The organism is Aliinostoc maniaoense (assembly GCF_058172895.1).
Genome location: NZ_CP187952.1, coordinates 4,091,476 through 4,105,118 on the forward strand (window position 1 = coordinate 4,091,476; position 13,643 = coordinate 4,105,118).

The 13,643-nt window shown below is 40.8% G+C and carries 10 protein-coding genes; 4 read left to right on the forward strand and 6 right to left on the reverse strand.

Annotated elements, in window-relative coordinates; translation table 11 throughout:
- Nucleotides 1-396: 396 nt before the first annotated feature.
- Entirely contained in the window at nucleotides 397-1,110 is a 714-nt protein-coding gene (locus ACPZ3T_RS17705) for a Coq4 family protein (RefSeq protein ID WP_490270779.1), read from the forward strand.
- A gap of 26 nt (nucleotides 1,111-1,136) precedes the next feature.
- Here the strand turns inward: ACPZ3T_RS17705 and ACPZ3T_RS17710 are convergent, their stop codons facing one another.
- Entirely contained in the window at nucleotides 1,137-1,859 is a 723-nt protein-coding gene (locus ACPZ3T_RS17710; protein WP_490270780.1) for a hypothetical protein, read from the reverse strand.
- Between the two features lie 259 nt (nucleotides 1,860-2,118).
- Here ACPZ3T_RS17710 and ACPZ3T_RS17715 point away from each other — a divergent pair, with 259 nt between their 5' ends.
- Nucleotides 2,119-3,597: an alpha-amylase gene (locus ACPZ3T_RS17715; RefSeq protein WP_490270781.1), complete on the forward strand. Its 1,479-nt coding sequence runs from the start codon at nucleotides 2,119-2,121 to the stop codon at nucleotides 3,595-3,597.
- Nucleotides 3,598-3,738: 141 nt separating this feature from the next.
- Here ACPZ3T_RS17715 and ACPZ3T_RS17720 read toward each other — a convergent pair whose 3' ends face one another.
- The 3 genes from ACPZ3T_RS17720 to ACPZ3T_RS17730 all read right to left on the reverse strand — a co-directional run bounded on the left by ACPZ3T_RS17720 (nucleotide 3,739) and on the right by ACPZ3T_RS17730 (nucleotide 6,445).
- Nucleotides 3,739-5,121 (reverse strand): AAA-like domain-containing protein, encoded by a 1,383-nt coding sequence (locus ACPZ3T_RS17720; RefSeq protein WP_490270782.1) that lies wholly within the window; start codon nucleotides 5,119-5,121, stop codon nucleotides 3,739-3,741.
- 236 nt (nucleotides 5,122-5,357) lie between these two features.
- Nucleotides 5,358-6,107, reverse strand: coding sequence for a MinD/ParA family ATP-binding protein (locus tag ACPZ3T_RS17725; protein WP_490270783.1), 750 nt, complete (start codon nucleotides 6,105-6,107; stop codon nucleotides 5,358-5,360).
- A gap of 125 nt (nucleotides 6,108-6,232) precedes the next feature.
- Nucleotides 6,233-6,445, reverse strand: coding sequence for a hypothetical protein (locus ACPZ3T_RS17730; RefSeq protein WP_490270784.1), 213 nt, complete (start codon nucleotides 6,443-6,445; stop codon nucleotides 6,233-6,235).
- 150 nt (nucleotides 6,446-6,595) lie between these two features.
- On the opposite strand from ACPZ3T_RS17730, the gene ACPZ3T_RS17735 reads away from it, so the two are divergent.
- Complete coding sequence (locus ACPZ3T_RS17735) at nucleotides 6,596-6,778, forward strand: hypothetical protein (RefSeq protein WP_490270785.1); 183 nt, start codon at nucleotides 6,596-6,598, stop codon at nucleotides 6,776-6,778.
- Nucleotides 6,779-6,961: 183 nt separating this feature from the next.
- Here ACPZ3T_RS17735 and ACPZ3T_RS17740 read toward each other — a convergent pair whose 3' ends face one another.
- Complete coding sequence (locus ACPZ3T_RS17740) at nucleotides 6,962-7,858, reverse strand: pyridoxamine 5'-phosphate oxidase family protein (protein ID WP_490270786.1); 897 nt, start codon at nucleotides 7,856-7,858, stop codon at nucleotides 6,962-6,964.
- Between the two features lie 238 nt (nucleotides 7,859-8,096).
- Here ACPZ3T_RS17740 and ACPZ3T_RS17745 point away from each other — a divergent pair, with 238 nt between their 5' ends.
- A complete protein-coding gene (locus ACPZ3T_RS17745; protein WP_490270787.1) occupies nucleotides 8,097-11,834 on the forward strand; it encodes a WD40 domain-containing protein in 3,738 nt (1,245 codons plus the stop codon).
- 279 nt (nucleotides 11,835-12,113) lie between these two features.
- Here ACPZ3T_RS17745 and ACPZ3T_RS17750 read toward each other — a convergent pair whose 3' ends face one another.
- Nucleotides 12,114-13,235, reverse strand: coding sequence for a sodium-dependent bicarbonate transport family permease (locus ACPZ3T_RS17750; RefSeq protein WP_490270788.1), 1,122 nt, complete (start codon nucleotides 13,233-13,235; stop codon nucleotides 12,114-12,116).
- Nucleotides 13,236-13,643: the final 408 nt, after the last annotated feature.

Genomic DNA, 13,643 nt, shown 5'->3' on the forward strand with positions numbered 1-13,643 from the left:
TTTTTATTTATCTAAACTGTCAGTTGAAAATCAAATTCAAGATTGCCATAATACCAATTTTCCCAAATTAATCAACAGATGCAAACCTTGAAACCCAGATTTTATCTGATTTTCTTAATGGGGAATTACGATAAATACCTCTAGGGATTCATGAAAATTTTGATTATCTTGCCAAAACTGGAGGTAAATATAGGACTCATATTTGATTTTTGAACAAATACATAAATACGTAGGGTGTGTTACGGCTTACGCATAAAACAACGGCAATATTGCAGGAGGAAAATCCACACTGCAATTTGCCTCCCCTACATATATTTAGATTTTTTCTTCAAATCAAACCGGATTTCTATATTTCCTTGGAAATTGTTGCGTAAATCTTCAACTGGCAAAATCACCATGAATAATGTAATTAATTACAACAACGATAAAGGACTCCTCGCCTACATCGAATTTTTAGCTGCTAGCAGTCTCAAATCCAGAAATGGTAATACTGACCCAGTATTCGATTTTGAGGATGCACTTGACCAAACAGAAATGGCACAGTTAGCAGTTGATGAATTAAAGAAAATTCCAGAAGTCAACGCCTTATTTCAAGAACGCTGGCTACCTGCACCTTTAGATTTGGATGAATTAGCTAAACTTCCAGAGGGAACTTTAGGTCATATCTACGCCAGAGAGATGAAAGCTAGAGGTTTTGATCCTTATTTTTACAAAAAAGTCCCTGTAGTTGATGATATTTCCTATCTCAAAATGTTATGGCGTTCTACCCATGATATTTATCATGTGGTTGCGGGATTTGATACTGATGGAGTTGGAGAAATTGGACTCCAAGCATTTGTTTTAGCTCAAACTCCAATTCCTATCAGTGTGATGTTAGTCAGTTTTGGTATGGTAATGATCAGTCTTTATCAACCGACAAAGTTTAATGATTTAATGACAGAAATAGCTCGTGGCTATAGACTAGGTTCTCAAACTTCTGGTAAATTAATAGCCCAAAAATGGGATCAGTTGTGGGGTGTGCAGGTGAGTGAAATTCGGGCGCGTTTGGGGATGACAATCATAGAACATAAGTTAGCCACAATAGACTCCGTGCTTAAGGAAGGAGTCTAATTGTAAATTTTACTGTCTCACAACATCTATCTATCGTAGTAAACTCTAGCGTTGCCGAATCCGCGATCGCGGATAAAATTATTCCATTGTTCAGCTTCAGCACGTTGAGCAAAAGGGCCTACTGCTATATGTGGGCCTATGGGTTGTTTTTTTTCTACGACAAAACCGTCTAATCCCGTAATCTGTCTGACTTGATTAGCAACTGTAGATGAATTTTGCGATTTCACAGGAATGGATACATAATACCGAGATTTAGTGCTGACGTTATTGTTATTACTAGAGTTTCTATTACCAGTATCAAATGGTACTTCTTGGACGTTATTAAAACCTGCAATACTTGCACCATAAATACCAACTGCATTTAATTCACTAACTCGCTGTTGGGCATTAGTTAGGCGATTGAATACCCCAGACTGAATCACTGAACGGCCATTGTACTGGCGAATGTATGCAGTAGGTTCAACACGACGTACTTGTTGCAAAGTCCAATTGCTAGTATTCTCAACGTAAACTGAGTAACGTTGAAAACTTTGGCTGTAGGTAGACTGTACTGGTTGATATTGATTAAATTCTATGGGCTGTTGTGTATAGTTTGGTGGTGGTGGGAGAGTTTCAAATACTGTTTGAGCTAGTAGTATTCCATCAATATGACTCATTTGTGCCTGTACGGGGATGCTGTTGGTGGTCAATGCCACAAAGCAAGACATGATAGATAATGCAATATACTTGGTTTTTATTTGAATAGACATAGTAGAAGCAAAATTGATAACCCTAATTTTTAGCTTAATTTGTCCAGGTCTAGGTGGCAATGAATACTGCTTCGATAATATAGGGAATGAGAGAAAATGTTAACTAATGCTAGGATTTGAGATTAAGTTATCAGCTATTTCCCATTTTCTTAAGTATTTCTTCCGATTTTTCGGCTGAAAATGGCTGCAAAAATTCCGAATTACTACCAATCTGGACTGTATCTCTCGTCAAAGGTGATATTTACAGGCAGAACGAGATATGGCACAGATTAATGGCACAATGATGCAATATTTCCACTGGTACACCCCTAATGATGGGAACTTGTGGAGTAAGGTTGAGGCTTCCGCACCAGAATTAGCAGATGCTGGTTTTACAGCCATGTGGTTGCCACCAGCCTATAAAGGATTTGCCGGTGCGTATGATGTGGGATATGGTGTTTACGACTTATTTGATTTAGGCGAGTTTGATCAAAAAGGCTCTGTTCGGACTAAGTATGGTACACGTCAGCAATATCTTGATGCAGTTAAATCTCTGCAAGCTCATGGTATGCAAGTTTATGCTGATGCGGTACTCAATCATAAGATGGGTGGTGATGCAGTAGAAACACCAAAAGCGACTCCTTTTCCTCAAAACGATCGCCTTAATCCCAAAGGTGGGTTACAAGATATTAAAACATACTCTCACTTTTATTTCCCTGGCAGGCAAAGCAAATACTCTAACTTTGAATGGCATTGGTGGCATTTTGATGCTGTTGATTATAACGAATATAACAGTGGCGATCGCAGCACAGTCTATTTATTAGAAGGTAAAACATTTGACGATTATGTAGCCTTAGAAAATGGCAACTTTGCCTATTTAATGGGTTGCGATCTTGATTTTCAACATGAGTGGGTGCGGGGCGAAATAACCCACTGGGGTAAGTGGTATCTTGACAACACAAAAGTAGATGGTTTTCGCTTGGATGCCATCAAACACATTTCCACTTGGTTCTTTCCCGAATGGATAGATGAACTAGAACGCCATGTTGGTAAAGATTTATTTATGGTAGGAGAGTATTGGTATAACGATATTAATACTCTGCTTTGGTATGTTGATGCTGTGCGTGGCAAGATGTCAGTTTTTGACGTACCACTACATTACAACTTCCATCAAGCCAGCAAATCTGGAGGTAATTATGATATGCGCCGGATTTTGGATGGCACAATGATGCAAAAACGTCCTACCCATGCTGTAACATTTGTTGAGAATCATGACTCTCAGCCTTTGCAAGCATTAGAATCTGTCGTTGAACCTTGGTTTAAACCCTTAGCTTATGCTTTGATATTGTTACGACAAGAAGGTTATCCTTGTGTTTTTCATGCTGACTACTACGGTGCAGAGTATGAAGACTGGGGAAAAGATGGGAATCGCTATCAGATTTTTATGCCCTCCCATCGTTGGATACTTGATAAATTGCTTTATGCACGTAAACATTATGCTTACGGGCCACAATACGACTATTTTGACCATTGGAATACTATTGGTTGGACACGCTTAGGTGACGCAGAACATCCCCAAGGTATGGCTGTGATGATGAGTGATGGCGCAGAAGGTTCTAAATGGATGGAAGTTGGTAAACCCAATACTAAATTCATTGACTTAACTGAACATATCAAAGAACCTGTATATACCAATGAATGGGGTTGGGGTGAATTTCGTTGCCTAGGCGGTTCAGTATCAGTTTGGGTGCAAGCATGAATTATATATTTCTAGCTTGGTAAGGCTTACACCGTTCGGCTAATCCTCACGGCAAAGCCTTACGAACTGTGATTAATAGGGTGGGTTAACAAACATGATTAAAGATCAACTCTTGATGTTAGTGAACCCACCCCTACAAATTCAGGTAGCGTTTGTGCGTAAAGCTTCTTGAAAATACTGGCGATAGAGTTCACAACTGGATATTACCTGATTGCCTTGCAGCTTGACTAACCCCATGCTGTGTAACTTAAATGCTACATTCTGTTCTAACTCTACAGGAATTGAGGAGGCGATCGCTAATTCATACGCTGCTGCTAATTGCGGATGTTCTTGCAGACTGCGTAAATGGCGATGTAAGTGATTGCTATAAATTCCAGCATCTGTAACTGCGGTTGCAATTAACTGTTTCATAGTCAAATCTTTTTGGGCTAAATGATACAAAGCTTGCTGAACTAAATATGGATGTCCATCCACAAGCTGCATCAATTCTGATAATTCACCTTCAGATAAATTCATGTCATAACGTTGGGCTAAATTGCATACTTGCACAGGTGTAAATGTTTGCAATTCAATTGCTAAACCTACATTAAAAGGTGATTTATTAATATCAAGGGGAATATACACTTCTGTAGAATGAACAATTACTAAGCGCAGATTTTGCCATAGAGGATTACCACTATCGCCATAGGCTGCTTCTTCATACCAAGAACGCAGTAATGTAAAGAAATCGTCCGCAATTTCTGGATGTAAAAATACCTCATCAACTTGATCTAATGCTAATACAAAAATACCATTAATTTCTGGTAATATACAATCTTCAAAATAAGCAGTACAGTTACTTTTACTCCCAAAAGTTTCGCTCCAATAATCCTCGACTCGATGGGGTAACTGAAGTTTACGAGTAATAGAAGCACAAAACCAACGCAAGAATTTATCTAAGTTATGAAAAATAGAGCTTTCAGCACGCTGTAAACTCAAAGCTACAGTACGTACTGAAGAATTTTGTTGTTGAGCATGAGCTAAAATTCTCACCATTAAAGAAGTCTTGCCCATTTGACTAGGTGCTTTAATGCGAATCAATGCCCCATTTCTAGTAATTTCTTCATAACAGCGAGACTCTACCGGAGAGCGTTCCATATATAAAGTAGAGTTCAATGGAATAACTCCCACTGGTGATTCTAATTCTGAGGGATGAGGATGAGGAATTGGGAAAGAGTTTTGAATTGGCAAATCTTCAGAGGCTTTTTGTGCTAAGACAGCCATTAAATTAGTTTTACTAACTTTTTCTCCTAGACTAGCTGATAGTATCTGCCATAATTTTGGCCCTACATCATGCTTGATGTATTCTGGTGCATAGTCACATTCTGCGGCAATTTGGTCATATTTTTTACCCAATAAAGCCCCGCGCAGTACAGCTACTTCAATATTTTTGAGATGTCTTTGATTCTTAGCAAAAACTGCTTTATCTGCAACTTTTAAAGCTGTCTCAAATGTTATTGCTTGTTCTTGAATACTGTCAGTCACGTCGCTTCGCTCCAAATTCAAAATTCAAAATACCCTTACGGGAAGGCTTGCGCCTACAAAATTCAAAATTCAAATTCCCATAAATAAATTTAGCGCGAAGTCAGAGTAGAGAAAATCTCCGCTCTGAACTTCGTAAGAGAGGGGCTTTTACTATCAAGGAATCATTGGTCATTATCTGAAATTTTATTAATAAACTGTCTCAATATTTTGATTAAATTGGTTTTAAAATAGAAATGCTAACTGGTTTTTTCTGCCACTTGTTGCAGCATTTGAGTCAAGGTATGGTTAGGGTATTGTAAACAAAATATACCACTACTGCCAAGTTGTGCCATTTCTTCTGAAAGAGGAAATATCCCGGCGACTGGGACGTTATAAGTTCTCTCTACTTTTTGTTGCAGAGATATCAAGTTTATCCGGCTTGGTGTTTTATTAATCAGCATCATCATTTGACTAACTTGCAGTTGACGAGCAATATTAACTGTTACCGCAGTACCTTGAAAATCTTGGCGATCTGGCCGGATAATTACAATTAATAAGTCAGAAATAGCTATAGATAGTAAAGTTTCTCGGCTCAGTCCTGGGTGAGTATCAATGAATAAGTAATCTAAATCTAGTTCTTTAATTAATCTTTGAAATCCGCTATTAAGTAAACTAACGTTATATCCTTCGCTGAGAATCTTGGCGATTTCATCACCATTAATACTAGAAGGTATGAGAAAAACTTTTCCTGGATAAATTGCTAGATGAGCAGTCACATCATAGGCAGTCTCAGCAATACAACTACGATGCCATAAATAATCATTCAAGGTATTAGCTGTAATTGTCTCATCAATACCAAATAGAGCATGAATACCAGGAGATTGCAAATCAGTATCAACAATTGCTACTCGCTTTCCTTGGAGTGCCATTGTTACTGCTAAGTTTGCTGTTAAATTAGATTTACCTGTTCCGCCTCGGAATGAGTGAATGGCAATAATTTTAGACATAGAGTGATAATTCGTAATACCCTGCGGGAAGCAAGCTACGTAATACTCGCAAAGCGAGAAGCAAGCTACGTAATTCGTAATTCCGCTACGCGGAAGCAAGCTACGTAATTCGTAATAGTCTGCTCCTATATGTTTGAATTGCGAAGGGTTGCAACTTCTGTTTGCAATTTTTTAAAATAATCAGTTTGAGTAATTTCTGCTACCTGCTGTGCGAGTTTGTTTAAATCAATATCAATTTGTATTTCTTGGAGTTGCAGTTTTGCATTCTTGAAGGCAGTGAAGTTAACAATATTGCTGGGCGGTGCTGTGATACCGATGTTAAGGGGATGTTGGGGCATGATTTACTCCATGTGATTAAGGACTGTGTTTGGAGTATGAGGTCTTTATCTTTCTAGAATGACGCGATCGCACAACACAATAAAAGATCAGTTTTCTAGCGAAGCAGTTCTTGTTAAACTGGTCTTGACAATTTGTTAGTTTTGTGAAATATGCTAGAGCGTGTAGAGGAAGAACTGCGTCGGTTGAAGTTAGAAACATTAAAGCGAGATATTGCGATCGCAGCCGAACAGCTGAAGAATGGAGACTACACTGAATATGATGATGAGTCTCTACCCAATTTGCTGGCAGATATCAAGGCACGAGGACAGCGCAAGCTCAAGCAAGATAGTTAATAATACGTGAGTTTGACGGTTGAGAAAAACCCCTCTCCAAAGACGCGGAGCGGCTTATCGCTAGAGTTCAAGACCTTATTTTTGGTTGAGTTTAAAGCCCCTTTCCGCGTCGGAGAGGGGTTGGGGAGAGGTCATCGAACTGAGGTTAATAATGAATCCGTATAGACTTTCCCAGTCAACAGCTTATCTAGGATTTACAGGCGAATATTCCTCAAATCGCCAACGCAAAGGGGTAGCATTTCTAATTTCCAAAACCTGCTCAATATCAAACTCTACTAAACGTTGCGCCCCTGCAAATTCAGCTAATCTTTCTACATCCCAAATTACCTGCGCCTTACCAGTTAATTGCAAAGTATGCCCTTGTTCAAAGTTGATAAATAATAAACCTGCATTGGGGTTAATATTTAAGTTGCCGAAGGTCTGAAACATATTATTACCAGAATAATCAGGAAACACTAACTGATTACTATTCACAACTTTCACAAACCCTGGTAAGCCGCCTCTGTGGGACGCATCAGCACCACTTTCTGCATGATAACTAGCGATGAAAAAAGTGTCTGTTTGGGTAATCCAAAGTTGATTTATCTCACTTAAAGTATCTCTTGTAAAAATTTCAGGTTGTTCGAGTGAATCAGTTACAGCTTTTTCTATATGACGTATCTGAATATATTTAGGACAGTTAAAAAATACCTGCTGAATTTGTAGTTTTATATGCTCTTGATTAATTTCTGCTTTGCCATTTAAACGTAACCGCCTACGATTTCCTAAGTCAATTACCAATAAACCAATATCATGATTATTTTTGAGATGTTTTTGTAAGATGCTTGTATCTGTTGGAGTGACATTAATCTGTAAATTATTTTCGTCTAACACCTCTAGAAAACCGGGTTTTCCTGTTAATAAAGATGCCCAAACTCTACCGTTTATATCCACTGTACTAGCAACTGCTAATTGTTGTGTGTGCAATAACTCTTCAGCAGATGCTTTGATGCTGCTATTAATGAAGTGACATAGACGTTGCGCCTCTTGTGTCACTCCTGCTTGCGTTTGGACTGCAATTTCTCCAGAATGGAAAGACATTTTAGTAATTCGTAATTCGTAATTCGTAATTCGTAATTAAGAAATCAAATTGTATAGTAAATACACATTTATTTAATATTCGTGATATTATAGGGAATTTCAAGATCAGTTTTGAATTGATTTAAGCAGAGAGAGTTGATCTTGGCGATCGCAAAACTTTATGCTATTGCAATCAACATTGCAATTCTGCAAATATATCTGTAAGTGATTTAGGTATAGCAGAAAGCACTTAAACATTGTGGCTACTCTCAAAGCTTCTCAATCAGGACTCGCCAAAATTAAACAAGCCAGAATTGAAAAGGGTTGGTCTGTTGATGATTTTCGATGGCTAGAATTAGCCAGTGAAGTTTTAGGTGTCTCGTGGCAAGAAAGTGGTGTTCTCGCTGTTGGGATATCAGAAGGAACTTGGAAACGGTTCTTAGCAGGAAAACAGGCGATTAATTCTGAGGCGTTTAAGGCTTACTGTCAAGTGCTGGGGTTGAATTGGGAAGAATTGCGGGAGGCAGGGGGCAGGGGGCAGGGGGCAGGGAGCAAGAGCGAACAAAAAGAATTTTCGTTGTCTATTCATCCTGATATTGATTGGGGAGAAGCACCGGATGTATCAATTTTTTATGGTCGTTGTGCAGAATTAGATACTGTGAAGCAATGGGTAACAACAGAAAATTGCCGCTTAATAACGTTGTTAGGAATGGGTGGAATTGGGAAAACAACACTTTCTGTAAAGCTAGCACAGGAAATTATTAACCAGTACCCAATCCCCAATTCCCAATCCCCTCAATACATCATTTGGCGTAGTCTCCGCAACGCGCCACAGGTAGAAGATATATTAGCTGAGTTAATTCAATTCTTATCTGCCCAGCAGGAAACAAATTTACCAACTCATGTGCAGGGTAGGATTTCACTGCTACTCAAATATTTACGTGGTTCACGCTGTCTAATTATTTTAGATAATGCTGAGTCAATTTTACTCTCAGGCGATCGCAATGGTCGTTATCGTCCTGGATGTGAAGGTTACAGTCAACTTCTGCAATGTGTAGCCGAAACTGCTCACCAAAGTTGTGTAATTCTCACCTCACGGGAAAAACCCCAAGGACTCGCCAGATATGAAGGAGATTGTTTACCTGTGCGTTCTCTGCAATTAACAGGTTTACAAGAACCAGAAGGGCGGGAATTATTCAACGTCAAAGGTCAATTTACTGCTTCTCATGATGAATGGCAACTTTTAATTTCACGCTATGGCGGTAATCCTCTGGCTCTCAAAATTGTAGCGTCTTCCATCCGCGACTTTTTTGATGGTAATGTTTCCCAATTTCTGGAAATTTCCCAGCAAGGTACATTCATTTTTGATGATATTCGTGATTTACTAGACCAACAGTTCCAGCGTCTCACCACCTTGGAACGAGAAATTATGTACTGGCTAGCCATCAACCGCGAACCTATTACTTTACCGGAATTACAAGCGGATTTTGTCGCTCATATCCCACCCCGTGAATTGCTAGAGTCCCTAAGTTCTTTGCAAAGACGTTCTTTCATTGAAAAAAGTGCGAATAAGTTCACTCAACAACCTGTAGTGATGGAGTATGTCAGCAATCAGTTAATTGAGCAAGTTTGTGAGGAAATTAGGGAATGGGGCATGGGGAATGGGGCATGGGGAATAGAACAGCCAATTTCGTCCCCCACTCCCTTATTTACCAGCCATGCGCTAATTAAGGCGCAAGCTAAAGATTATGTGCGGGAAACTCAGATTAGTTTGATTCTTCAGCCGATTATCGATAAACTAATTACAGAAGTTGGCAGTCTGGAAAATATCGCTGATTGTCTGACTCACATCTTGGCAAATCTGCGTGGTAAATCTCCCCAAGTCACAGGCTATGCTGCGGGGAATTTTTTAAATTTGCTGCATCACGCAGACATTGATCTCAATGGCTTTGATTTTTCAGGTTTAACTCTTTGGCAAGCTTATCTACAAGGTGTCAACTTGCACGATGTGAATTTTGCCGAATCAGATTTATCTCACTGTGTGTTTACGGAAACTTTGGGTAATATTTTATCTGCTGCCTTTAGTCCTGATGGTGAGCCAGTTGCGGTGGACGCGTTCTCCGGCATAAGCAAACTGGCAAAACCAAAGGGTCAACTTTTAGCCACCTGCGACACCGATTGTCATGTCCGTATATGGGAAGTAAAAACAGGTAAATTATTACTGATTTGTCAAGGACACACTAACTGGGTGCGCTCGGTGGTGTTTAGTCCAGATGGGGAGATTTTAGCTAGTGGTGGTGCAGACCACACAATTAAACTATGGAATGTCGGAGATGGAGTTTGTATAAAAACATTGACGGGGCATGAACATGAGATATTTTCTCTAGCATTTCATCCCGACGGTGAGATTTTAGCCAGTGCAAGCGGCGACAAGACAATCAAACTTTGGGATATCCGCGAAGGTAAATGCAAACAAACCCTGACAGGACATACAGATTGGGTACGTTGTGTGGCTTTTAGTGCAGATGGTCAGACTTTAGCAAGTAGTGGTGCTGACCACACCATTAAACTATGGGATGTATATCAAGGTCAATGTGGGAGAACTTTAACAGCACATACGGGATGGGTGCGTTCGGTGGCGTTTAGCGCAGATGGACAAACCTTAGCTAGTGCTAGTGGCGATCGCACTATTAAAATCTGGAATTATCATACTGGTGAATGTCTGCAAACTTACACCGGACACACTAACAGCGTCTATTCTATTGCTTTTAGCCCTGATAGTAAAATTTTAGTCAGTGGCAGTGGCGATCGCACCGTCAAAATCTGGGATTGCCAAACCCATACCTGCATCAAAACTCTACACGGACACACTAATGAAGTTTGTTCCGTCGCCTTTAGTCCCGATGGTCATACACTAGTATGTGTTAGTTTAGACCAAAGCGTGAAACTTTGGGATGCTCTGACTGGTCACTGTTTAAAGGCTTGGTACGGAAATACAGATTGGGCTTTACCTGTAGCTTTTAGTCCGATACCCCCACTTAATAAGGGAAGCGAAGGGGGAATCTTAGCCAGTGGTAGTAACGACAAGACAATTAAACTCTGGGACTGGCAAACAGGCAATTGCATCAACAGTTTACAAGGACATACAGACTTTATTTATGGCATTGCCTTGAGTCCAGACGGTGAAATTTTGGCAAGTGCAAGTACAGATTCCTCAGTCAGATTATGGAAAATTAATACAGGTAAATGTCTACAAATTTTACTCGGACATACAGATTGGCTATATGCTGTTGCTTTTCATCCCCAAGGTCAAATCCTGGCCAGTGGTAGCGCAGATTGCACAGTCAAGCTATGGGATATTACTACAGGTCAATGTCTCAAAACTTTAAATGAACACAGCGATAAAATCCTGGGAATTGCATGGAGTCCAGACGGGAAAATTTTAGCTAGTGCCAGTGCTGACCAATCTGTGAAACTATGGGATAGTTGTACAGGTAATTGCATCAACACCTTAAAAGCACACAATAATCGCATTTACTCAGCTATTTTTAGTCCCAACGGCGAAATCATTGCTACTTGCAGCACTGACCAAACAGTGAAATTATGGGACTGGCAACAGGGTAAATGTCTTAAAACCTTGACTGGACATACTAATTGGGTATTCGCCATTGCTTTTAGCCATGATGGTACAACCCTTGCAAGTGCATCCCATGACCAAACTGTGAGAATTTGGGATGTAGATACAGGTGAATGTCGTCATATCTGCGTTGGGCATACCCATTTAGTATCTTCCGTGGCTTTTAGTCCAGATGGGGAATTTCTTGCTAGTGGTTCTCAAGACCAAACCGTGAGGATTTGGGATGTAAATACAGGCAAGTGTTGGAAGATTTTCCAGGCAAAAAGATTGTATGAGGCGATGAATATTACTGGTGTCAAAGGGTTAACGGAAGCAACAATGTTCACATTACAAGCTCTTGGTGCTTTCAGAAGGGTGTAGGGGGTAGGGTGTAGGGTGTAGTAACCCAGGTTTAAAAGCGTTAGCCCATCTGAAAAAATGTAAAAATGTAATATATGTAGAAATTATAGTGTATTTAGAATGTTTTAGGCGTAAGCCGTAACGCACTAAAGGCTTTGGGGAATTTGCCAACAGTATCTGTATGTCGGCTCAACCCCAACTTAGTAGCCATTGCCCAAATTGGTGTGATATTCAGTTTGGTGACTGGAGCCGCTATTACGTGTAAAGCATTAATAGCGGTTTGCCGCCACCAGTCTGAGATTAGCTGCCCATCATTGCCTGGGCGAGTCCGATGAAAAGCGGTATTCCCAAGGCGATCGCAACAGGCGTGCCGATGGCTGTGGACGCACCTATGTAGGCAGATGGATTGGCTGACGGGATACCAGCTCGTAAAGTGGGAGGCCCTGAAATGTCTGAACTGGAGGCGGCAATGATGGCTAGGAGCGCGACACCCCCAGGGCTGAAACCCGTGGCGTAGTGGGCAATCATGCCAAGACCGAAGGCAATAAACCCATGCAGTAGAGGTGCTATCAGGGCATATACTGCGTACCACTGGGCTACCTTGCGTAGCTCACCAATCCTTGACCAAGCTTCCATACCCATTACCAACATTAGTATTGAAAGCAGTCCCCGGAATAGAGGCTCGTAGAAGCTTTCAAATACACTTTCCGGCCGGGTTATTATGCCTAAAGCGAGGCCGAGCAGCAGTGCAGATAGGGCAGAACCCTGGAGACTTTCCTTCACGATAGGCCATATCTCGACCCGATTCCCTGCGCTACCGCGCTGCTGGCTGAGATACTCCTGTCTGGTGGTGGGATACTCCTGCTCGCTGGGATACTCCCCTGCGGCGACTGCCTGTTTGCTGAGATACTCGTCCTTGCTGAGATACTTGTCGCGCTTCTTGTTGGTATAAATGCTGGCCACAACGATCGCAGTCACGAGTGCTGGGATGTCCATGAAGGGATAGAGTGCGCCAGCCCAGGGTTCGTATGTCATCTTTTGCGCTTCCATGACCGTTATCCCGGCGGCGAGGGTAGAGCCACTCACAGCACCGAACAAGCCCGCAGTCGCAACGGCATCCACGGTTCTGATGCCCGGCAGCTTGGCCAAGGTGTAGCGTCCGATGAACACGATGAGGATACCCATCACCACGGCGAACAGCGCAGGCAACAGCATCTCCGTCAGATTGGAATTGCGGATCGCAATACCGCCGCTCAGTCCGACTTTGATGAGCAACATGAAGACGATGAACTTATAGATCGCATCTGGAATTTGTAGTTGGCTACCGAGGGACGCAATGACTATACCACCAAGCAGAAAGCCGAGTGTCGGGGACTGCAATTGCGCCCCGAATTTCGTCAAGAAATCGGACAAAAAATCCACGTTGTAACTCCTCCTTGATTCAGGTTATTAGGGGTCAAAACAACTGAAAATTATCAATTCAAAATTGCAACCATTAGCGGCTTGAACCCACTACTGATTGAAGACAAATTCAAAATTCAAAATTATCAATTCAAAATTGCAATCATTAGGAGTTTGAACCTACTACTGATTGAAGACCACTGAAGTTTATTCAGTGGGGGCTTGCACCCAGAATTAATTAATTCAAAATAAATCTTCTTCTTAATTTTGCATTTTGCATTTTGAATCCAAAAAAGTTCAGAATGGCAGACATAAGCTTAAGTTTATCTTAAAATTTGCACAAATTTGCGATCGCTGTACATGAATCTGCTAACTAATTTCAAATTCAAATCATAAGTTTTACTTGTATTTTCAAAAAACCTCTATATC

Bases quoted from the DNA above. Each gene is read 5' to 3' on its own strand.
- ACPZ3T_RS17705 (WP_490270779.1), top strand. From the start codon at position 397: ATGAATAATGTAATTAATTACAACAACGATAAAGGACTCCTCGCCTAC.
- ACPZ3T_RS17710 (WP_490270780.1), bottom strand. From the start codon at position 1,859: ATGTCTATTCAAATAAAAACCAAGTATATTGCATTATCTATCATGTCT.
- ACPZ3T_RS17715 (WP_490270781.1), top strand. From the start codon at position 2,119: ATGGCACAGATTAATGGCACAATGATGCAATATTTCCACTGGTACACC.
- ACPZ3T_RS17725 (WP_490270783.1), bottom strand. From the start codon at position 6,107: ATGTCTAAAATTATTGCCATTCACTCATTCCGAGGCGGAACAGGTAAA.
- ACPZ3T_RS17730 (WP_490270784.1), bottom strand. From the start codon at position 6,445: ATGCCCCAACATCCCCTTAACATCGGTATCACAGCACCGCCCAGCAAT.
- ACPZ3T_RS17735 (WP_490270785.1), top strand. From the start codon at position 6,596: ATGCTAGAGCGTGTAGAGGAAGAACTGCGTCGGTTGAAGTTAGAAACA.
- ACPZ3T_RS17740 (WP_490270786.1), bottom strand. From the start codon at position 7,858: ATGTCTTTCCATTCTGGAGAAATTGCAGTCCAAACGCAAGCAGGAGTG.